Below are 20,864 nucleotides of genomic sequence, written 5' to 3'. Positions count from 1 at the left end.
ACACCCGGTCAGAGCACACTTCAACTTATTGATTCTGCATTAATACCCCACCCCAACCCTCCCCTTCGCAGGGGAGGGAGTTCTTCTGTGCGACAATGAATTAACTCGTCTATTTGCAACGTAAATGTAATCGCTAATTATTTCCTGGAAGACGTCTCGTAATTACCGGATTCAGTCATTGGCAGGTATTTTAGGGCGGGATATGTTCTTTGTTTGTGAATGCAAACAAAGGAATTGTAATGGCAATAAATTTCTCACCCAAGGTTGGGCAAATCCTCGACTGCAACTACGGCCATTATCCCAGAGATAAAAACGGCTTTATTCTGGATAATATTGTTGATGCACACATGCCACCAGAAATGGTGAAGCGCCGTTTAGTGATTGTGCTTAATGGAAAACTTAATGGTAATTCCTCTATCGTTGTTCCCTTATCTACCACGAAGGATGAAATCAAACTCAAAAGAGGAATACACGTTCAACTCGATGCCGGAATCATTGAAGATCTCAGGTACTTCTCGCCTGTAACGTGTTGGGCAAAATGCGATATGGTTCAAACCGTCAGTAATAATCGATTAAACAAACCCATGCTTGCTGCACGTGGGTGGTTATCTCAGTGCATTCCCAGCCCTATAATTACGTTAATCCAGCAAGCTATCGTTAATTCGATTAAAATATCTGAAAACTCAATTCATGGAACGCAATCAATTTGACTTATTCCCGCTAATTGATAATATTCTCCGCGTTGCCCACAGAGGCCTTTCAGTTGATATCCACCGTCCCCTTGAGGGATCGCGAAGCCCGATTAGTTATGATCGGGCTTCTGCATTTTTATATTTCAGAAAATCTCACTATTCCAAAAATCAATTCTTCAATTTCGGATCCAGCGCATCCCTTAACCCATCCCCCAGCAAATTAAACGCCAGTACGGTCAGGAATATCGCCAGACTTGGAAAGATTGCCACGTGCGGCGCCATGACCATATCGGCGCGGGCCTCGTTGAGCATCGCGCCCCACTCCGGCGTTGGCGGCTGTGCGCCCATTCCGAGGAACGACAGGCTGGCAGCGGTGATAATCGATGTGCCGATACGCATGGTGAAATACACCACGATTGATGACAACGTGCCCGGCAGAATGTGACGGAACAAAATCGTGGCGTCGGATGCGCCGATACTGCGCGCCGATTCAATATAGGTTTGCTGTTTGAGCACCAGTGTGTTGCCGCGAACAAGACGTGCGAATGCCGGGATACTGAAGATAGCGACCGCGATGATCACGTTCGACATACCGTTGCCCATCACCGCCACCACGGCAATCGCCAGCAGAATACCGGGGAAGGCAAACAGCACGTCGCAAACGCGCATGGTGATGCGGTCCCACCAGCCTTCGTAGTATCCGGCCAGTAATCCGAACACCGTGCCGATCGCTGCGCCGAGCACCACAGAAAGTACGCCCGCGGTGAGTGATATCCGCGTGCCCATCAGAATCCGGCTGAAAATATCGCGCCCCAGTGAATCCACGCCGAGCCAGTGGATCAGCGACGGGCCTTCGTTCAGACGGTCATAATCGAAATAATTTTCCGGATCAAACGGCACCAGCCACGGCGCAAACATCGCGGCGACAATCAGTAACAGGATAAAAGCACCCGCTATCATCGCAATATGCTGCCTGCGGAAACGCCGCCAGAACGCTTTCCACGGTGTGCGAACCGCCTGCGATTGCGCAGTTCCCGGTGTGATAATCGGCAAACTCGCGAGTACGGCATTTCGCCGCCAGTTTTTCATGCGTTCACTCACTTGTATCGGATGGAAGGGTTGATGACGGCGTACAGCATGTCCACCAGCAGATTGATGAGGATGAACTCCAGCGAAAACAGCAACACTTCTGCCTGTATCACCGGATAATCACGCATCTCAACGGAATCGACCAGCAACCGCCCTAACCCCGGCCAGTTGAAGACTTTTTCCACGACAATCGAGCCGCCAAGCAGGAAGCCAAATTGCAGCCCCATCATGGTGACCACCGGGATCATCGCGTTGCGCAGACCGTGTTTAACCACCACCACCGCTTCATGCACGCCTTTAGCGCGAGCGGTGCGCATGTAATCTTCCTGCATGACCTCGACAAATGAAGCGCGGGTAAAGCGGGCCATGATCGCCGCCACCGCTGCGCCGAGCGTTACGGAAGGCAGAATGTAATGCTGCCAGCTGTCAGCACCCACCGTCGGCAACCAGCCCAGTTCAACGGAAAAGATTTGCATCAGCAACATGCCCAGCGCAAACGCCGGGAAGGAAATACCAGAGACGGCCAGCGCCATACCGAGACGATCCGGCCAGCGGTTACGCCAGACGGCAGACACCACGCCAATGACCAGTCCGAAAATCACCGACCACAGCATACTGGTCATCGTCAGCCAGAAAGTCGGCATAAAGCGGGAACTGATTTCATCAATGACCGGGCGTTTTGACACCATCGAGTGACCGAAATCACCGGTCAGCGCATTGCCAAAGAAAGTGAGGAATTGCTGATAAAGCGGTTTATCCAGCCCGAGATCCTGACGTACCAGCTCTACAACGCTGGCGTCGGCGTCCTGTCCGGCCATCAGCCGCGCCGGATCGCCCGGCAGCAGATGCACAAATAAAAACACCAGCACCGCCACAATCAGCAGTGTCGGGATCAGTCCGAGTAATCGTTTTAAAAAATAATTAAGCATGATTCGCTGTCTGTGATTTCACGGTTCGACATCCATGTTCCGGACCCGGAACACATGAGTTCAGGGCGCGCACGCTGTGCGCCACACGCCCTGAAAGCTTCACCGCGTATTATTTCACGTCTGCATCATCAAAACTGAACGCCGTATCCGGCATCACATAGAACCCGGTCAGGCGTTTATTTTTCGCCGACACCAGACGTTCGGTCACCAGGAATGCCCACGGTGCATCAGTCCAGATTTGTTTCTGGGCATCGGCGTACAATTTGGCTTTCTCGGCTTTGTCGGTGGTTTTCAGCGCGTCAGACAGATCTTTATCCACCTGCGCATTGCTGTAGAACGCGGTGTTGAACTGCTTCGGTGGCGCAGCCTGCGTGGAGAACAGCGGCGACAGCGCCCAGTCGGCTTCGCCGGTAGACGCCGACCAGCCGGTATAGAACATGCGGATACCCGCCTCTTTCTGCCCGACGTTCTCAACCTGCGCAGCACGCTGCGCCGCATCCATGGCGGTGACTGTCACTTTGATACCGACCTGCGCCAGTTGCTGCTGGGTGAACTGCAACACTTTCTGCGCCGTGCTGTTATTGTGCGACGACCACAGCGTGGTGGTGAAACCGTCCGGATAACCGGCTTCTTTCAGCAATTGTTTGGCTTTAGCAGGGTCATACGGCCACGGTTTGAATTTCGCGGCGTATTCGATGCCCTGCGGCAACGGCCCTTCTGATGGCACCGCGTAACCGGCAAAGGCCACTTTAATCAGCGCCTGTTTGTTGATGGCGTAGTTGATGGCCTCACGCACTTTGACGTTATCGAAAGGCTTTTGCGTCACATTAAAACTGATGTAACGGTGCAGAATTGACGGTGCGGTGACCAGATCCAGCTTATCGTTTTTCTCCAGCAACGCGGCCTGCTCATAAGGCACCGGGAACGCCAAATCCGCTTCACCGGTTTGCAGCATCGCGGCGCGGGTATTGTTATCTACGACCGGACGCCAGGTGATGGTGTCGAGTTTCGGCTCGTCTTTTTTCCAGTAACCGTCGAATTTCTTCACTTTCACGAAGTCGGTCTGGTTCCACTGTTCCAGCGTGTACGGGCCGGTACCGACCGGATGGAAGCCGATGTCTTTGCCGTATTTAGTCAGCGCCGCCGGAGAAATAATCACCGCAGACGGATGCGCCAGAATGTTGATGAACGCGGAGAACGGTTCTTTCAGCGTAATTTTTACCGTGGTGTCATCGACCGCTTCGGTGCTGGCAATATTTTTAAACAGGTTATAGCGTTTGAGGTGGCTGTCCGGATTACTCGCGCGGTCAAAGTTAACCTTAACAGCCGCAGCGTTGAAATCCGTCCCGTCCTGGAATTTGATGCCGGGATGCAGTTTGATGGTATAAACCAGACCGTCCTTGCTGACCGTGTAGCTGTCGGCCAGCACGTTTTCCAGCTTCATGTCTTTATCAAAGCCAAACAGCCCCTGATAGAAAGATTTGGCCACTGCCTGCGACAAGGTGTCATTGGCATCATAAGGATCAAGCGAGGTGAAGTTAGAACCTACCGCGACAACCACGTCTTTTGCCGCCCAGGCAGACGCCGACGCCAGCGAACCGAAAACAGCGGCAGCGAGCACGGCCTGACGGACTACGTTCTTACCTTTATGTTTATGCTGATTCATATCAGTTCCTTTCCTGTCTTACCCGTTAAAAAGTGGCTCAAAATGAGCCACCATAAAAATCAGTAAACGCCTGCAATGGCGTGCCGGGCCACAAAATGCCCTTCCGCCACCTGAACCAGCGGTGCGACAACCGGCTCATCATTAAGCGCACGAATGGGACTGGGAATTTCATCCACCAGCAGCGCCTGATCTTTGCGCTTATGACCCGGATCGGCCACCGGCACCGCCGCCATCAGTTTGCGGGTATACGGATGCTGCGGATTTTCAAACACCGCGCGGCGCGAGCCGATTTCCACAATCTGACCGAGATACATCACGGCAACGCGATGACTGATGCGTTCCACCACCGCCATATCGTGTGAAATAAACAAAAATGCCAGCCCGAACTCCTTCTGCAAATCCATCAGCAGGTTGACGATTTGCGCGCGGATCGACACATCCAGCGCCGACACCGACTCGTCAGCAATCACCACTTTGGGATTGAGCGCCAGTGCGCGGGCGATACAAATTCGCTGCCGCTGACCGCCGGAAAATTCGTGAGGATAGCGCTGCGCATGTTCCGGCAGCAGCCCGACTTTCTCCAGCAACCACGCGACGCGCGCTTCCGCCTCTGCGCCCTTTGCCAGGTTATGCACCAGCAACGGCTCCATAATCGAATACCCGACCGTCAGACGCGGGTCGAGCGACGCATAAGGATCCTGAAAAATAAACTGAATATCACGCCGCAGATGTTGCAGTGCGCTGCCGCTGATATCTGTCAGCGTCTTGCCATCAAAGGTGATGGTCCCGCCCTGACTTTTCACCAGTTTGAGCAACGAACGGCCAGTGGTGGATTTTCCGCAACCGGATTCGCCCACCAGCGCCAGCGTTTCACCGGGATGTAAATCAAAACTGACTTTTTCAACCGCATGCACACGACGTGTCACGCGGTTGAAAATACCGCTGCGCAAGTCGAAACGGGTCACCAGATCACGCACCTGCAATATCGGCGGCACGCCGGGTGTCAGGGTGTTTTGAATCAGTTCGGGATCGCTTTCCTGCTGGTCGGGCGCAGGGAAGCGGGCGGGCAGTGGTTTACCGGCCATGGATCCGAGCTTTGGCACGGCCGCCAGCAACGTCTGCGTGTAAGGCTGTTGAGGTGTACGAAATATCGCGCCCGCTTCTCCGGTTTCCACGCTGTTACCCTGATGCATGACCAGAACACGATCGGCGATTTCCGCCACCACACCCATATCGTGGGTGATGAAAATCACGCCCATGTGCATCTCTTTTTGCAGCACACGGATCAGCTGTAAAATCTGCGCCTGAATGGTCACGTCCAGCGCCGTAGTCGGTTCATCGGCAATCAGTAACGCCGGTTTACACGACAGCGCCATCGCGATCATCACCCGCTGGCGCATACCGCCGGAAAGCTGATGCGGATAGCTGTCGAGAATATTTTTGGCTTCAGGAATGCGCACCAGATCCAGCATACGTAAGGCTTCGGCACGGGCGGCGCGATGATCTTTATCCTGATGTAAACGGATAGATTCGGCGATCTGTTCGCCTACCGGAAATACCGGATTGAGCGAGGTCATCGGCTCCTGAAATATCATCGCCATGTCCGCACCGCGCAGGCTGCGCATGGCGGGTTGCGTTGCTGCCATCAGATCAACGACCTCACCGTTACGGCGGCGAAATTGCATTTCACCCTGGGTGATCTGCCCGCCGCCCTGCTCCACCAGACGCATCAGCGCCAGCGAGGTAACGGATTTACCTGAGCCGGATTCACCGACTATCGCCAGCGTTTCGCCGCGCTTCACGTGAAAACTTAGCTGATTCACCGCAGGGATGATGTGCCCGTCATGCGCGAACTGCACGCTGAGCTGGCTGACCGCCAGAACGTGGTCCGGAGGCAGAGTCAGGGAATTATTCATGAGCGGTAAATACTGACGACAGGTGCTTCACCCACGCGGGCAAAGCCGCGATACATACCCTCACTGTTGAAAGGCAGTTCCACGTTGCCAAATTTATCGACAGCGATCATCCCGCCGCTCCCGCCCAGTGGCAGCAATTTTTCCTGCACCACTTTGTGTGTCGCTTCTGCCAGCGTTAAACCGGCGTAATCCATCAGCGCCGCCACGTCGTAGGCAGCCACGGTGCGCATAAACACTTCACCGGTGCCGGTGCTGGAAATCGCAACCGTATCGTTGCTGGCGTAACAACCGGCGCCAATAATCGGCGAATCACCGACGCGTCCGGCCTGTTTGTTAGTCATTCCGCCGGTCGATGTTGCCGCCGCCAGATTACCGAGTTCATCTATCGCCACCGCGCCTACGGTGCCAAATTTACGTTCCGGATCAATCGGGTCGCCTGAAGCATTCAGCGACGCCCCGTCGTGATCGAGCATTACGCCGGTATCCGCGGCAATAGCGCGCTGCAACTGATCATAACGTTCCTGAGTGAAGAAATACGCTGGTTCCACCATTTCCTGACCATTGGCACGAGCAAAATCTTCTGCGCCTGCACCGGTGAACAGGACGTGCGGGCTGTTTTCCAGCACCTTACGGGCGGTCAGAACAGGATTGCGGATATGGCTGACGCCGCAAATCGCACCGGCATCCAGCGTGCGGCCATCCATAATGCAGGCATCTAATTCATGCGTACCCTGATGGGTAAATACCGCACCTTTGCCGGCATTAAATAACGGGCATTCTTCCAGCAGGCGCACGGCTTCGGTTACGGCGTCCAGTGCGCTGCCACCCGCGGCCAGAATCGCCTGCCCGGCACTGACAATCCTTTCCAGTTCGGCCAGGTAAAGTTGTTCTTTTTCGGCGCTCATTGCCGCACGGGTTATTGCCCCGGCACCACCATGAATAGCAATGACCGGACGCTTCTTGTTCGAAACGGAAGCCGCTGAATTATCAGTAGAAGAACTCATTAGCACTGCACCTTTCGATGTTGTATTTATGTATGGAAGATGTTGACCTGTTTTTTGACTATATTTAGCCCGCTACAGTATGTAAAGCAGAAATGCATCGCCACTAAAATGGCGCTAATTGCTTAGATTGTTTAGGAAAAACAAATGCTGCAATTGAATATACATGCGGGACAAATCACCAGAGAACAGCAATAATAAACGTCCTAATCGCGGCAAAAGCACCTCTGGATAAGCTTACCGCGACTTTTTATTTTCTCTTTTTAGGAAATCAGTTTATGGAAACTGTTTATAACCGCCCGCGTCTTAATGTGATTTCGTGGCTAAGTTACTTTTTTACAGGGGGACTCGTCTCCACTCTGGGCATCGTTATCGGGCCAGTGGCTACAGCTTTTAACAAAGATCCGGGTTTTATCGGGCAAATGTTTTCATTAATGAACATTGGCCTGTTCCTGCCTATCATGATCAGCGGCATTCTTATGCGTAAGTTTGATCTGGGCAAACAGCTGATGACCGGCTCTTTCATTTCCGTGCTGGTGTGTATCGCCCTGTTTATCATGCCGTCGATTACGCTGTTTGGTGTGGGCGTGTTCCTGATCGGTGCCACGGCGGGTCTGATGATGTCTATCGGCAGCTATCTGGTGGTGCGTATCAACGACGACCCGAAAAAGCGTTCCGCCAACTTAATCTTCACCGACTTCTTCTTTGCACTTTCTGGTATGACATTGTCTTTGGTGCTCGGTTTCCTGTTCAAACACGGTGCAAGCTGGCTGGCGATGTACGGCATTATGGGCGTACTGAGCCTGCTGATGATTTTACTGTGCGCAGGTCAGAAATTCCCAAATGTGCCGCAACCGGTGAAAAACGAATCTACGCACAACGTGGCGAAAGAGCCATGGGGCATTGCAGTCTTCTTCCTGTGTATTGCCCTGTTTGCCTTTGTATTCACCGAACTGGTCTTCACGCTATGGATGCCGAGCTGGTTGCATGAACATTTCAGCATGGAAACGGATCGCGCAGCGATTTACATCACCACTTACTGGATGGTGAAAGCGATTGGCCTGTTCCTGAATCAGTTCACAGTCCGCTTCGTCAAACTGCGTACTTTCCTGCTGATTTCCGTGATTGTCGGTATGGCAAGTCTGGCGGTGCTGACCACCAGCAACTCGCCGTCTCTGGTGCTGTTCGCGGTCGGTCTGTTCGGTTTCTGTAACTCAGGAATGTTCTCGGGCCTGATGAGCTACGGCAGCCTGCAGGTGAAAAACTCACCGCCAACGCTGACTTCTGCGCTGCTGACCACCAGTTCTGTCGGCACACTGATTTTCGCTTCCTTCTCCTCATTCATCTACAACGAATACGGTCTGTTCTGGGCGCTGAACATCGCGACCATTTCCTACGCGTTGCTGGTGCTGATGGTGGTACTTGCCAGCCTGAAGAGTAAGGCCGAAAAGATTAACCACGAAGTTACCGCGCATTAACACCGTCTGACAGAGTCCGGGAAAATTAAAAACAGACCACTTTTGTGGTCTGTTTTTTTACATCTGATCGATAAAAGATATACCTTGAAACAATATGAACATTCATTACTCTTTAATCTCATGATATTCAGCCTGTTATCTCCTTTGTTTTTACACACCCGGCAACATTTATAATTAAGCATATCCATATATACAATTAATCCTATAGGAAATTAAAATAGGTAGAATATGTAGCATAATATTTTACAGGAGGACCGCCAGGCTATTAATAAATGAAAAAACAACCTATGAAATGGAAAGCACTCGCATTTAATTTAATAAAGATAACTCCTCTCACCATCGCGGTATCTCTTGCTAATAATGCAATCGCCACAGAAATTGACGATAAAGATGAATACGGCAATGTGACTAATTTACCCTTATTTGATATCAGTGGAGCTTCCCCCTTCGACCTTTCCACCCAGGGGTATCTGGATGGCGTCATTGCTACAACCTGGGCAACGGGCGACAACCACAGTATTCCTGCCTTCTACATTCATGATGGCGGCACTATGCAGCAATCTGTCGCGGCTCCCATATCGATCACAACCCACGGCACCTTAACCGAAGCTATGCTCCTTACCAGCGCGGGACGCGTCGATTTATCTGGCCCATTAGCCGTGGATGTCTACGGCGAAGGCAAAGGCATTATTTTAGAAGGAGAAGGCACATCATTTAACTCTGCAAATGATGTTTCTGTGAATATCCGTAATAATAACACTCCCGCATTTACAGCAAATGATGAATCCGAAGTTACTATTTCAGGCACGTTGACCATTAACACGGCCGGCTCATCTTCTGATGGTTTAGTGATTCAGACGGGGGGAATAGGAACAATAAATAAAGTTAACATCACCACGGAAGGTGATTTCTCTGAAGGTATTATTTTAAACAATGCAGAATCTCAACTGCATAAAAGAAATGATGTGCTTATTACCGGCAGTGGCAGCACGGTCACCACACACGGTGATCATACGAATGCCTTATATGCTGAAGATAACGGGTTCATTCTTTTCTCCGAGGATGCGGTTATAACCACGACCGGTGAAGATTCCCGTGCGATTTACTCTACCCGAAATGCCGGTGTCTTAATGAACGGCGGTTCTGTTAATACTGAATATGCAGGCAGCACTGCGATAGAAAGTAATGCGAACAGTTACGTCACACTAGTCGACACCGATATCCATTCCGCAGGTGTGGCAATCAGCTCAAACGATAACTCAGTTGTTTCAGTCGTCAATGGCATTATCAGCAGCGGTAGTACCACAAGCGGTATAGAGATCAGCCATCAGGGCAACGTAAATCTTAATAAGGTTGTGATGGAAAACACACAATCGGATAAACCACTGGTTGATCTGATCGCCTCGTATGCCACGCCTGATTATGCCTTTGGCGGCACTCTGGACATCAAAAACTCCCGGCTTGCAGGGAAAACACAAGGCGTGCATGCTGCCGAAGGTGAATGGGCTGTCACGCTGGATAACAGCTCACTAAGTGCCGCGGATGCCTTTGTTGTGGCTGGGAAAAGCGCCAGCCAGATTGCACACTTGTCGGTCGATGCCAGCAACGGCAGCATCATCAACGGTAACCTTATTGCGCTAAGCGCAGATGAAGACCCGATCGCCAGCCAGCTGACGCTCAATTTGCTTAATTCAACCTGGCAAGGCAGCGCGGTAAATGGCGCGGCGCTGACGTCTGCCCCTGCCGGTACGATTAATATTGATGCGCAGGACAGTCAGTGGCTGATGACCGACTCATCCCGCATCGACTCTCTTAATATGAATAACGCCAGCATCCGGTTTTCCGATCAAGGTGATTACAAAACGCTGGAAATGCAAAATCTGTCAGGCAGCGGTACGTTCTTTATGAATACGTCGCTGGTACAAGATGCGCAGGGAAACAGCGCGGGGGATTTGATTCATGTTACAGGTACCGCTTCAGGGCAGTTTAATTTAAATATCACGACGTCCGGTAAGGCAGCAAAAACAGTTAATGACGGAATACTTGTCGCTCAAATTGATGATGTGGCACGTCATAAAGGTTTATTCAGTCTGGGAAACACTGTCAGTATTGGCGCTTATGACTATTACCTCTTTGAAGGCAGTAAAGAGGCAACCGGGGATAATAATGACTGGTATCTGCGCGCTGAAATTCCCACGCCTGACGCACCGGTTCCTGATGTCCCCACGCCAGATGTGCCAACGCCAGATAATCCGACGCCGGATGTCCCCGTGCCCGCTCCCGATTCTCCCGTTTCTCCCGAGACATACCGGGGCGAAATTCCCGGCTATATCGCGGCACCCTATCTGAATCTGTATTACGGCATGCGTATCGCGGGAACCTTGCATGAACGCATGGGCGACACCGAAGCTTACGGCAAAGGCTATAACAATCGGTCCTGGGCAAGAACCGGCGGCGAGCACACCACTTTTGACGCAGGCCGTTTTGATTACGACAGTGATTACTGGTTTGCGCAGTTCGGGACCGATTTGTATCAGGATGAGCTGAAAAACGGGACGCGAGTCCACGCTGGCATCATGGCAACCCTGGGTAATCAAAGCACTGATGCGCAGGATCAGGTTCGCACCCTGGCCGGTAAAAGTGCCGACACCGGTTCGGTGCGCAGCGATGCTTACAGCCTCGGGGGTTATTACACACGTTATGCCGAAGATGGCGCTTACATTGATGTGGTCGGTCAGTTCACGTGGTATCGCAATCAGTATGACAGCCTGCATGACGCTAAACAGGACAGCTACGGCGTATTGCTTTCCGCTGAGGGAGGAAAACCTTATATCGTCAGCACTAACTGGAAACTTGAACCACAGGGACAGATTATTTATCAGTATCTGAATGCTGAAGATTTCAGCGATGAGATTTCTGATATCTCTGGCGTCACTGTAAATCAGGGCACCGCGCGCGCCGGGCTGCGTTTGTTCCGTGATCAGGCTGAAGATAAAGCCACTGAAAAATTCAAACCTTATCTGACTGCCGATGTACTGAGTAATGTCTCGGACTCACCAGATATCAATGTCGGCGGAGCCGATATCAGCACAACGGATTTCTCCGATCAATACTGGCAAACCGGGGCAGGCATGACGGCACAACTTGCGCCAAATACCTCGGTGTATGCTGATGTGAAATACGTCAAAGGGTTTGACAGCGATATGGAAGGTTACGTCGGTCATATTGGTATTCAGGGACATTTTTAATTCGGGCTTGTGAATCATGTGCATAAAAAAGGGAAGGCATAAAAGCCTTCCCTTTTCTTATTTAGCTGCGCCTTTAAAGCTGCGGGCAGCGCTGCAAACTGTTTAGCCAGGATGTTTCAGGCTGAGCGGCCAGACGACGCGCGCGTCCATGGCGGCGTAAAATCAATCCCTTGTCCTGCATTTCACTCAAATCACGTCGGATCGTTTCAAGACTCACATCCAGCGATTGTGCCAGTTCGCTAACCTGTAACACTTCATGTTGTTCTACCAACTGAAGGATGGCCTGATGGCGATTTTTTTTAAGCACCGGTTATTCCTGTGTATATGACAGATATGTGACACAAATCACAAATAACGGTAACTATGATAACCGCGTTACATCCGTAATTTTGGGATCGATCTCAATTTTTCAGAAATCCCCACGAAGTTTTTACGCCTTCAGCGGTTTTTGGTTCGTCCCGATTCTCTGTCATACTATGCTCATGCCCCATTTTCCCGTCCGTCGCCGGTGAGTACGCCCGCGTCGCCGGGCTGAATCACTAAGGAATTTTGATGGAATTCAACACTGCAGGTTTGATCTCACTTCAGGAAGCGCTGGATAAAATGCGCGCTTACGTTCCGAAAAAAACAGCGCAGGATGCCGAATCGTTGCCACTGGCAACGCCGCTGGCCGTATTACTGCGGCGCCGGTGCTTTCCCCGATTTTTGTCCCGCCTTTTGATAACTCCGCGATGGACGGTTATGCCCTGCGCATTGAAGATCTGCACGAGGGCGCAGTCCTCCCGGTGGCGGGAAAAGCCTTTGCCGGCGCGCCTTTTCATGGCGAATGGCCTGCCGGAACCTGTATCCGCATCATGACCGGTGCGCCGGTTCCGGCCGGTGCCGACACAGTGATCATGCAGGAACAGGCAGAAGTTTCAGACGCGGGAATACGTTTCACAGCAACGGCGCAAAAAGGCCAGAATATCCGCCTGACCGGAGACGACATTAAGCAAGGCGACAGCGTTTTGCCTGCGGGCGTGCGTCTGGGGGCGGCAGAATTACCGCTGCTGGCGTCCCTTGGCGTGACTGAAGTACAGGTCTGGAAGCCGCTGAAAGTCGCCGTATTTTCCACCGGTGATGAGCTGCAACCTGTCGGTACGCCTCTGCAGGAAGGCCAGATTTATGACACGAACCGGTTTGCCGTGCGTCTGATGCTCGAGCAACTCGGTTGTACGGTGCTGGATTTAGGCATTATCCGCGACGATCCGCAGGCATTGCGTAAAGCGTTTGAAGAAGCCAATGAATTTGCCGATTTGGTGATTTCCAGCGGCGGTGTTTCCGTCGGTGAGGCCGATTACACCAAACAGATGCTGGATGAACTGGGCGAAATTGGTTTCTGGAAACTGGCCATGAAACCGGGCAAACCGTTTGCTTTCGGAAAACTGAAAGACAGCTGGTTCTGCGGACTGCCGGGGAATCCGGTGTCGGCTGCACTGACGTTTTATCAGCTGGTTCAGCCATTTATCGCTCAGCTTTCCGGTCACAGTGCCTGGCAGTTCCCGCCACGACTGAGAGCGAAAGCCGTAACGCCACTGAAAAAATCGCCGGGACGCCTCGATTTCCAGCGCGGTATTTTCAGCACCAATGCAGAAGGTCAGCTGGAAGTGCGCACTACCGGCCATCAGGGATCGCACGTCTTCAGCTCCTTCAGCCAGGCTAACTGTTTTATCGTGCTTGAGCGTGAACGCGACAATGTTACGGCTGGCGAAATCGTTGAAGTCGAGCCTTTTAACGCGCTGCTGTGGAGCTGAACATGGCGACTCTGCCGGAACTGACGGACGCTGAAACCCTGCGCTATAACCGCCAGATAGTACTGAAAGGGTTTGATTTTGATGCGCAGGAACAGCTGAAAGCCAGCCACGCGCTGATTGTCGGGCTGGGAGGTTTAGGCTGCGCCGCCGCGCAATATCTGGCGGCGGCAGGCACAGGCACATTAACGCTGCTGGATTTCGATACGGTATCGCTCTCAAACCTGCAACGCCAGACTCTGCACACTGACGCGCGGATCGGGATGCCGAAAGTCGACTCCGCCGCCATAGCGCTGGCGGCAATCAATCCGCACATCCGCTTAAATCAGGTAAATGCTCAGGCGGATGACGATTTGTTACGTGAGCTGATCGCCGCCTGCGACGTGGTGGTGGATTGCACCGACAATGTCACGACGCGTAATCAGCTGAACAGTGAATGTTTCGCGCAGAAAAAACCGCTGGTCTCCGGCGCTGCTATCCGTATGGAAGGTCAGCTCAGCGTATTTACCTACCAGCCGCAGGAACCCTGCTACCGCTGCCTGAGCCGGTTATTCGGTGAAAATGCGCTGACCTGCGTGGAAGCTGGCGTCATGGCCCCGCTGGTCGGCACCATCGGCAGCTTGCAGGCGATGGAAACCATCAAACTGCTGACAAAATTTGGCGAAACCCCGCGCGGAAAACTGCTGATGTTCGACGCCATGACATTACAGTTTCGCGAAATGAAACTGATGAAAGATCCGCATTGTGAAGTGTGTGGTGATTGTTGAATCAGTAAATTCAGACACAAAAAAACCGCCTTTATCGGCGGCGGTTTTTTAAATAATAAGAACCTCTAAATCATTCGAGTTGTATCAAGGCGGCAACTGAACAAATCCCCGGGAGCATACATCAGTATGTGACGGGGTTTGTGAGGAAAGCCAACGCAGAGACAGCTTGAAGGATGACGAGGTTTAATTGATGCCCTGGCTACGCAGGTAGTCTTCGTAGTTACCAGAGAAATCAATCACGCGCGTCGGGGTCATTTCCAGAATACGCGTTGCCAGTGAGCTGACGAATTCACGGTCGTGGGAAACGAAGATCAGCGTTCCTTCATACATTTCCAGCGCCATGTTCAGTGACTCGATGGATTCCATATCAAGGTGGTTGGTTGGTTCATCCATAATCAGGATGTTTGGACGTTGCATCATCAGTTTCCCGAATAACATACGACCTTTCTCACCACCGGAAAGCACTTTCACTTTCTTCTTGATATCGTCCTGACCGAACAGCAGACGGCCTAACACACCGCGTACAGCCTGCTCGTCATCTTTCTCGGATTTCCACTGGCTCATCCAGTCGAATACGTTCAGGGTATCGTCGAATTCGTATTCGTGATCCTGCGCGTAATAACCGATTTTAGAGTTTTCAGACCATTTCACTGAACCACTTTCCGGCTCATGCTCACCGACCAGCGTTTTTAGCAGGGTCGATTTACCGATACCGTTGGCACCCAGAATCGCGACTTTCTCGCCGACTTCCAGCATCAGGCCGAGGTTTTTAAACAGCGGACCGTTGTCGAAACCTTTGGTGATCTTTTCCACTTCCAGCGCATTACGGAACAGTTTTTTGTCCTGCTCGAAACGCATGTAAGGGTTCTGACGGCTGGATGCTTTGATTTCATCGAGCTGAATTTTATCAATCTGACGGGCACGGGACGTTGCCTGTTTAGATTTAGAGGCGTTGGCGCTGAAGCGGCTGACGAACGATTGCAGTTCAGCAATCTGCGCTTTCTTCTTGGCGTTGTTAGCTGTCAGAAGTTCACGAGCCTGCGTGGCCGCCGTCATGTATTCGTCGTAGTTGCCTGGATATACGCGCAGTTCGCCGTAGTCCAGATCCGCCATGTGCGTACACACCATGTTCAGGAAGTGACGGTCATGCGAAATGATGATCATGGTGCTGTTACGTTCGTTCAGCACCTGCTCCAGCCAGCGAATAGTATCGATGTCCAGGTTGTTCGTTGGTTCGTCGAGCAGCAGAATTTCCGGATCCGAGAACAGTGCCTGCGCCAGAAGCACACGCAGTTTAAAGCCCGGCGCGATCTCGCTCATCGGACCATAATGTTGCTCAACAGGAATGCCTACGCCCAGCAGCAGTTCGCCGGCACGGGATTCTGCGCTGTAGCCGTCCATTTCACCGTAAGCGACTTCCAGATCAGCCACTTTGTAGCCGTCTTCTTCGCTCATTTCCGCCATGGCGTAAATGCGGTCGCGTTCTTCCTTCACTTCCCACAATTCGGTGTGGCCCATGATCACGGTGTCCAGCACGCTGAACTGTTCGAAGGCGAACTGATCCTGGCGTAATTTACCCAGACGTTCGTTCGGATCAAGAACGACGTTACCGCCAGAAGGCACTAAATCGCCACCGAGGATCTTCATGAAAGTGGACTTGCCACAACCGTTCGCGCCAATCAGGCCATAACGGTTACCGCCGCCAAATTTCACGTTAATGTTTTCAAATAACGGCTTGCTGCCGAATTGCATGGTGATGTTGTAAGTACTTAGCACAACGCTCGCTCTTAATTGGGAAATGTGATTTGGCGCGCATTATGCCACAACGGCGCGTTGGGATCGCCTCCCCTTGTGTACATTTTTCGCGCAATAGTTAAAAAAGTTCCCTGCACACTCAATGATCGTGGGGAAATAAAAACAAAAAACCCGACATAAGCCGGGTTTTACAGGTCAGATTCGGGGATCAGAAGTTATAGCCGATCACGCCGTAGTAACCCCAGCCGGTGGACTTCACATCGAAGTTACCGTTGCCGAAGTTCAGCTCTGCGCCGTCAGCCCACTGGCCGCCGTTGTGGAAGTAACGCGCCACGAACGAGTAATGCCAGTGCGTGTAGTTCAGGGACAGAATATGGCTTGAGGCGATAGAGTTGTTGGAACGTGCTTTGTTGCCGTTCACGTCACGCATATCGTCATCACCCAGTGAGGAGCCCCAGTCGAAGTTGGTGAACCCGATGTAGCTCAGGTTGCCGCCCCACAACTGAGTCAGCGGAACAAAGTATTTCACTTTGAAACGGTAACCGTCCCAGCTGTTTTCGTTGGCAGCGTTGTAGTTTTCCCACTGGTATTTTGCATACACGTTCAGAGACAGGCTCATCGGCAGGCCGGTATCGATATCGGTGCCCAGACCCATGTACCAGGTGTTCTGACGGTTTTCGCTGTCCGGACCCATATCGTAGATATAGTTGTTCGCGAAATACCATTCTTTGAACGGACCAAAGCTCAGATCAGTGCCGGTCAGCTTATCGATAGAGAAACGCGGTTCGATTTCCATAAACAGCGGAGAACCGTTTTTATCCCAGATACCGGTGTCGTTCCCGTTACCGGCGCCGAAGGTTTTAGGAATATCGATATAGCCGTAGAAATCAAACCAGTCTTTGTGCGCAAACGCTTCATATTCAAGGTAAACATCGTTACGCAGTGTCGGCCCGAAACGGGTATCTGCGCTGCCTACGACGTTAACACTCTGATGCCACCAGTCAGAAACAAATTCGCCCTTGCTATCATCAGCGAGCACGGTCGCGCTGTAGGACAAAGCCATCAAAGCGCCTGCTGCAATAATTTTATTTTTCATATTTATACCAGAAGCGGGGGGTGGGACAACGCCTTGCCACTTTCAGACGTTGCATAAAACAAACCCTAAAACTGTGATCCGCAACCGATTGCTGCACATAGTGCATAAAACCTGCAATTTCCAGTTACTTCCTACAAGAGTCGACTTTTCTTAGCTAATAAATAGATTTGGTCAAGGTTTGTCAATTTCTGTTTCATTCTGATACATCCCGAATGTGATGTTGATCACACATATGTTTCAGGTGTATTTCATTCACGTGATCAGGGGCCAGAAAAAAAACATCGTTCATAAAATGAACATTCGTTATTTGTCATGCTATAGTAATGACAAATAACGGTACGGAGGAACGCAGTATGAATTCAAAAATTTCCGGGCTGTCTTCCAGCCTTTTGCAAAAACCTGCAACGCCGCTTTGGCAATCTGCGGGACTTCCCGCAAGCAGCGGAATTAGTTTGATTAATGCCATACAAAAGGGATTTCCGGTTGATAGTATCAGCCGTCTTAATACTGAGCTGGGATGGCCGAAAATGGTGTTACTGGAAATAATGGGAATTAACGAACGTAATTATGCGCGTCGTAAAGCCGGGAACGGATTGCTGAAAAGTGAAGAGAGCGAGCGAGTGGCGCGGCTGGTACGCATCGTAGATGCCGCCACCGATTTGTTTGAAGGGGATCGTGTCGCTGCGCTCGAGTGGTTTACCCGCCCAGCTCCGGCACTGGATGGCTCCCGCCCGCTGGAACTGCTGTCCTCTGAAGCGGGTGCGGTGGAAGTCAGCCGTTTGATCGGTCGTCTTGAGCACGGTGTTTTCAATTGAAGCTGTATCGTATCGTGCAAACCCGCCATCTGGCGACAGCCTGGTCGGGCGCAGGTGCGCAGCTTTACGGCGGGCGCTGGAATCCACCGGGCAGGCCGGTGGTTTATGTCACCACCAGTATTTCGCTGGCGATCCTGGAAATCCTGGTGCATTTGCAAAACAGTATGCTAATGCGGTCGTATACCTTGCTCAGTATTGAAGTGCCCGAGAAACTGCTGGATACGCTGGAAGTTTCCGAACTGGCATCTGACTGGCGGAGTGCATCGCCGCCGGACAGCACACAACGTCAGGGTGACGCCTGGCTCGAGGAAGGTGATTATGTCGGGCTGAAAGTGCCGTCGGTCATTGTGCCGTCGGAATACAACGTGTTACTGAATCCGCAGCATCCGGCTTTTGTCGATTTACTGAGTTCAACAGAACGCGAACCGATGATATTTGACCCGCGCCTGCAATAGCCACTATTACAGAGACGGGTCTTTTTACTTTCAGAGATTATTCCGCTTTCCGGTTACTGCGATATATCAGCGCCAGCGCAATGATCAGACAGGGAATAGCCGCCAGCCGGTGCCATGACAACGCAATTTGCGGATTATCCAGCCAGCCGAAATTATCGATCAACATCCCCATACTCAGCTGTCCGAGGATGACTGCAACAGTCGCCGCTGCAGTACCGACACGCGGGACGGCAGTCACCATCACAATGATGTACGGCACACCAAATAACGCCCCCGCAAGTTGCCATTTCGGTACCGTCAGTAAGGTTTCCGGTTGCGGTGTTTGCAGGAATAACACCAGCACGGCAGTAATTGCTGCGCCGACGCTGAATGTCAGAAAGGCGCTTTTCAGCACGCCGACCTTTTCCCCTAACTGCCCGTTGACTGCCGCCTGCATACTCAGCGCAGCACCTGCGACAATCGCAAGAATAATCATAATCATTTCAGTCATGTTTCAGCCCCAGGCAATCAGAATAAGTGCAGCAACGATAAACAGCAGAGCCAGCAGGCGTTCACCGCCGACTTTCTTATGCGGCGTACCAAACCAGCCGTAATGGTCGATCAGCACACTTTTCGCCACCTGCCCTGATAAAATCGCAATCATTGTCATGCCGATACCAATGACCGGTGTCGCGAGGGTCAGCACCACGACATACACGGGACCGAGGACGCCACCCAGCAGTTTCCAGCCTGGTTGTTCTGTGAAAGACGGCGCATTACGCGGGCTAAAAAACAGCACCAGCAAACCGGTCAGTACAGCACCGACACCAAAAATACTCAGTGTTGCCCACAGATGCCCGACTTCTGTTCCCAGCGGACCAATCAGTCCTGCCTCCAGCGACAGCCCCATCCCCGCCAGAATGACCAGCGGAATTAACATCAGATTCATTTTTACCCTGCTTTTTGTTTTTTGAGAGGCGGCGACTATAGCGTGACAGAACTATGCGAAAAACAGCACAATGAGGAAAATACCTTTGCAGGAATTGCACAGATGAAAGGTTTTAATCAGATCAATATTCAGGCATTACGGTTGTATGTCGCCGTACTGGATCAGGGCAGCTTCTCTGAAGTGGCGCGCCGGGAAGCGATGTCGCCGTCAACCGTATCGCGGGTGATTTCACAACTGGAACAGGCGTTACAGACGCAGCTTTTGTACCGAAATACGCGTGCCGTCAGTCCGACAGAATCGGGCAAACTGCTGGCAGAACATGCGCGTCAGGTACTGGCTCAGCTGGATCTCGCCGCGCTGGATTTACAGGAACAGGACAGCGAACCCGGCGGACTGATCCGCATCAATGCTCCCGTAGTGTTTGGCCAGCGCCACCTTGCGCCGTGGCTGCATGAGCTCAACGCGCGATACCCGCGCCTGAATATTGAACTGATGCAAACCGATGATTTCATCGACCCGTTACAGGACAGCGTGGATTTGCTGATCCGCATCGGCGTGATGACAGATTCCACTTTGCAGGCGCGTACGCTTGGCCACCAGAATTTCCGCCTTGCCGCGAGTCCGGCGTATCTTGCCCGCGCAGGAACGCCGAAAACGCCGGACGATTTAGCCAGTCACAGTTGTCTGGTTTTCAAAGGATTTGCCGGTTCGCAGCGCTGGTATTTCCGTCAGCCTGAACAGGAATGGCGCTCGCTAAACCTGCGGGGATCACTGACCAGTAATAATGCAGAAACCCTGACGCAGGCGGGGATCGACGCCATGGGGCTGGTTGTATTTCCTACCTGGCTGATAGGCGATGCATTGCGGGACGGTCGTCTGGTCAGCGTGCTTGAAGACTATCAGGTATCGACGTCACCGGAGCCGCAAACCATATCGGCGCTGTACCCGAACAGCCGACGCCCTTCGATCAAAGTACGGGCGGTGATTGATTTTCTGGTGGAGAAGTTTGGCAGCCCGGCGTATTGGGAGTGAGGCAGTTGCACCAGGAGGGTTATTGAATAGTCCGAGACAATTTCGGTTTTTCAAGTGCTGTGATCACTTAACTCGCCGCGCGAAACCGACCAGAGGGGAAAGGCTTTTCCCCTCTGAACTCCCCTCGCTTTTTTCAACACGCGCTCCGCTCGCTGGCTATGTTTCAGCGACCGCTGCGACAGGCTGGAAATCTTGCCGCTGCGCGGT

17 protein-coding genes and 1 pseudogene are annotated in these 20,864 nt (G+C 52.0%); 8 read left to right on the top strand and 10 right to left on the bottom strand.

Going from position 1 to position 20,864, the window contains the following annotated elements; genetic code table 11:
* The first annotated feature begins 239 nt into the window (after positions 1–239).
* Positions 240–710, top strand: a complete 471-nt coding sequence (locus UC15_RS23875; protein ID WP_112291502.1) for a type II toxin-antitoxin system PemK/MazF family toxin — start codon at positions 240–242, stop codon at positions 708–710.
* 150 nt (positions 711–860) lie between these two features.
* On the opposite strand, the gene gsiD is transcribed toward UC15_RS23875, so the two are convergent.
* The 5 genes from gsiD to UC15_RS23850 form a co-directional block, all read right to left on the bottom strand.
* Positions 861–1,781: a glutathione ABC transporter permease GsiD gene (gsiD, locus tag UC15_RS23870; protein WP_112291500.1), complete on the bottom strand. Its 921-nt coding sequence runs from the start codon at positions 1,779–1,781 to the stop codon at positions 861–863.
* An 8-nt stretch (positions 1,782–1,789) separates the two neighbouring features.
* The gene (gsiC, locus tag UC15_RS23865) at positions 1,790–2,710 is read right to left on the bottom strand and encodes a glutathione ABC transporter permease GsiC (RefSeq protein WP_112291498.1); all 921 of its coding nucleotides are present in this window, start codon (positions 2,708–2,710) and stop codon (positions 1,790–1,792) included.
* A 109-nt stretch (positions 2,711–2,819) separates the two neighbouring features.
* Complete coding sequence (gene gsiB / locus UC15_RS23860) at positions 2,820–4,376, bottom strand: glutathione ABC transporter substrate-binding protein GsiB (protein ID WP_112291497.1); 1,557 nt, start codon at positions 4,374–4,376, stop codon at positions 2,820–2,822.
* 59 nt (positions 4,377–4,435) lie between these two features.
* Positions 4,436–6,292: a dipeptide ABC transporter ATP-binding protein gene (locus UC15_RS23855; RefSeq protein WP_112291495.1), complete on the bottom strand. Its 1,857-nt coding sequence runs from the start codon at positions 6,290–6,292 to the stop codon at positions 4,436–4,438.
* On the bottom strand, positions 6,289–7,296 hold the full coding sequence (locus UC15_RS23850) for an isoaspartyl peptidase/L-asparaginase family protein (RefSeq protein WP_112291494.1): 1,008 nt from the start codon (positions 7,294–7,296) through the stop codon (positions 6,289–6,291). The genes UC15_RS23855 and UC15_RS23850 overlap by 4 nt, the downstream gene beginning before the upstream one ends.
* 275 nt (positions 7,297–7,571) lie before the next feature.
* On the opposite strand from UC15_RS23850, the gene tsgA reads away from it, so the two are divergent.
* Positions 7,572–8,771: an MFS transporter TsgA gene (gene tsgA, locus UC15_RS23845; RefSeq protein ID WP_112291492.1), complete on the top strand. Its 1,200-nt coding sequence runs from the start codon at positions 7,572–7,574 to the stop codon at positions 8,769–8,771.
* Between the two features lie 272 nt (positions 8,772–9,043).
* A complete protein-coding gene (locus tag UC15_RS23840; protein ID WP_112291490.1) occupies positions 9,044–12,019 on the top strand; it encodes an autotransporter outer membrane beta-barrel domain-containing protein in 2,976 nt (991 codons plus the stop codon).
* Positions 12,020–12,092: 73 nt separating this feature from the next.
* Here UC15_RS23840 and UC15_RS23835 read toward each other — a convergent pair whose 3' ends face one another.
* Complete coding sequence (locus UC15_RS23835; RefSeq protein WP_013574728.1) at positions 12,093–12,326, bottom strand: DeoR family transcriptional regulator; 234 nt, start codon at positions 12,324–12,326, stop codon at positions 12,093–12,095.
* 245 nt (positions 12,327–12,571) lie between these two features.
* Here UC15_RS23835 and moeA point away from each other — a divergent pair.
* Positions 12,572–13,812, top strand: a pseudogene (gene moeA / locus UC15_RS23830) (molybdopterin molybdotransferase MoeA).
* Positions 13,813–13,814: 2 nt separating this feature from the next.
* Positions 13,815–14,576, top strand: coding sequence for a molybdopterin-synthase adenylyltransferase MoeB (gene moeB / locus UC15_RS23825; protein WP_112291489.1), 762 nt, complete (start codon positions 13,815–13,817; stop codon positions 14,574–14,576).
* 183 nt (positions 14,577–14,759) lie between these two features.
* Here moeB and UC15_RS23820 read toward each other — a convergent pair whose 3' ends face one another.
* Entirely contained in the window at positions 14,760–16,352 is a 1,593-nt protein-coding gene (locus UC15_RS23820; protein ID WP_112291487.1) for an ABC-F family ATPase, read from the bottom strand.
* A gap of 187 nt (positions 16,353–16,539) precedes the next feature.
* On the bottom strand, positions 16,540–17,427 hold the full coding sequence (locus tag UC15_RS23815) for a nucleoside-specific channel-forming protein Tsx (RefSeq protein ID WP_112291485.1): 888 nt from the start codon (positions 17,425–17,427) through the stop codon (positions 16,540–16,542).
* Between the two features lie 353 nt (positions 17,428–17,780).
* On the opposite strand from UC15_RS23815, the gene UC15_RS23810 reads away from it, so the two are divergent.
* The gene (locus UC15_RS23810; RefSeq protein WP_112291482.1) at positions 17,781–18,242 is read left to right on the top strand and encodes an antitoxin Xre/MbcA/ParS toxin-binding domain-containing protein; all 462 of its coding nucleotides are present in this window, start codon (positions 17,781–17,783) and stop codon (positions 18,240–18,242) included.
* Entirely contained in the window at positions 18,239–18,697 is a 459-nt protein-coding gene (locus UC15_RS23805; RefSeq protein ID WP_112291481.1) for an RES family NAD+ phosphorylase, read from the top strand. The genes UC15_RS23810 and UC15_RS23805 overlap by 4 nt, the downstream gene beginning before the upstream one ends.
* A 37-nt stretch (positions 18,698–18,734) precedes the next feature.
* Here UC15_RS23805 and UC15_RS23800 read toward each other — a convergent pair whose 3' ends face one another.
* Both UC15_RS23800 and UC15_RS23795 read right to left on the bottom strand, forming a co-directional pair.
* Entirely contained in the window at positions 18,735–19,187 is a 453-nt protein-coding gene (locus UC15_RS23800; protein WP_112291479.1) for a DMT family transporter, read from the bottom strand.
* Positions 19,188–19,190: 3 nt separating this feature from the next.
* Complete coding sequence (locus tag UC15_RS23795; protein WP_112291477.1) at positions 19,191–19,625, bottom strand: DMT family transporter; 435 nt, start codon at positions 19,623–19,625, stop codon at positions 19,191–19,193.
* Between the two features lie 102 nt (positions 19,626–19,727).
* Here UC15_RS23795 and UC15_RS23790 point away from each other — a divergent pair, with 102 nt between their 5' ends.
* Complete coding sequence (locus UC15_RS23790) at positions 19,728–20,657, top strand: LysR family transcriptional regulator (protein WP_112291475.1); 930 nt, start codon at positions 19,728–19,730, stop codon at positions 20,655–20,657.
* The last annotated feature ends 207 nt before the right edge of the window (positions 20,658–20,864 follow it).

The organism is Rahnella sp. AN3-3W3 (genome assembly GCF_003263545.1).
GTDB classification, from domain to species: domain Bacteria; phylum Pseudomonadota; class Gammaproteobacteria; order Enterobacterales; family Enterobacteriaceae; genus Rahnella; species Rahnella variigena.
The sequence above is the reverse complement of the archived record's forward strand: the minus strand, read 5'-3'. Positions and strand labels throughout refer to the sequence as shown.

What these genes read in the sequence shown, in the direction of transcription:
- UC15_RS23875 (WP_112291502.1), top strand. Translation starts at nt 240, where the DNA reads ATGGCAATAAATTTCTCACCCAAGGTTGGGCAAATCCTCGACTGCAAC.
- gsiD (WP_112291500.1), bottom strand. Translation starts at nt 1,781, where the DNA reads ATGAAAAACTGGCGGCGAAATGCCGTACTCGCGAGTTTGCCGATTATC.
- gsiC (WP_112291498.1), bottom strand. Translation starts at nt 2,710, where the DNA reads ATGCTTAATTATTTTTTAAAACGATTACTCGGACTGATCCCGACACTG.
- gsiB (WP_112291497.1), bottom strand. Translation starts at nt 4,376, where the DNA reads ATGAATCAGCATAAACATAAAGGTAAGAACGTAGTCCGTCAGGCCGTG.
- UC15_RS23855 (WP_112291495.1), bottom strand. Translation starts at nt 6,292, where the DNA reads ATGAATAATTCCCTGACTCTGCCTCCGGACCACGTTCTGGCGGTCAGC.
- UC15_RS23850 (WP_112291494.1), bottom strand. Translation starts at nt 7,296, where the DNA reads ATGAGTTCTTCTACTGATAATTCAGCGGCTTCCGTTTCGAACAAGAAG.
- tsgA (WP_112291492.1), top strand. Translation starts at nt 7,572, where the DNA reads ATGGAAACTGTTTATAACCGCCCGCGTCTTAATGTGATTTCGTGGCTA.
- UC15_RS23840 (WP_112291490.1), top strand. Translation starts at nt 9,044, where the DNA reads ATGAAAAAACAACCTATGAAATGGAAAGCACTCGCATTTAATTTAATA.
- moeB (WP_112291489.1), top strand. Translation starts at nt 13,815, where the DNA reads ATGGCGACTCTGCCGGAACTGACGGACGCTGAAACCCTGCGCTATAAC.
- UC15_RS23815 (WP_112291485.1), bottom strand. Translation starts at nt 17,427, where the DNA reads ATGAAAAATAAAATTATTGCAGCAGGCGCTTTGATGGCTTTGTCCTAC.
- UC15_RS23810 (WP_112291482.1), top strand. Translation starts at nt 17,781, where the DNA reads ATGAATTCAAAAATTTCCGGGCTGTCTTCCAGCCTTTTGCAAAAACCT.
- UC15_RS23800 (WP_112291479.1), bottom strand. Translation starts at nt 19,187, where the DNA reads ATGACTGAAATGATTATGATTATTCTTGCGATTGTCGCAGGTGCTGCG.
- UC15_RS23795 (WP_112291477.1), bottom strand. Translation starts at nt 19,625, where the DNA reads ATGAATCTGATGTTAATTCCGCTGGTCATTCTGGCGGGGATGGGGCTG.
- UC15_RS23790 (WP_112291475.1), top strand. Translation starts at nt 19,728, where the DNA reads ATGAAAGGTTTTAATCAGATCAATATTCAGGCATTACGGTTGTATGTC.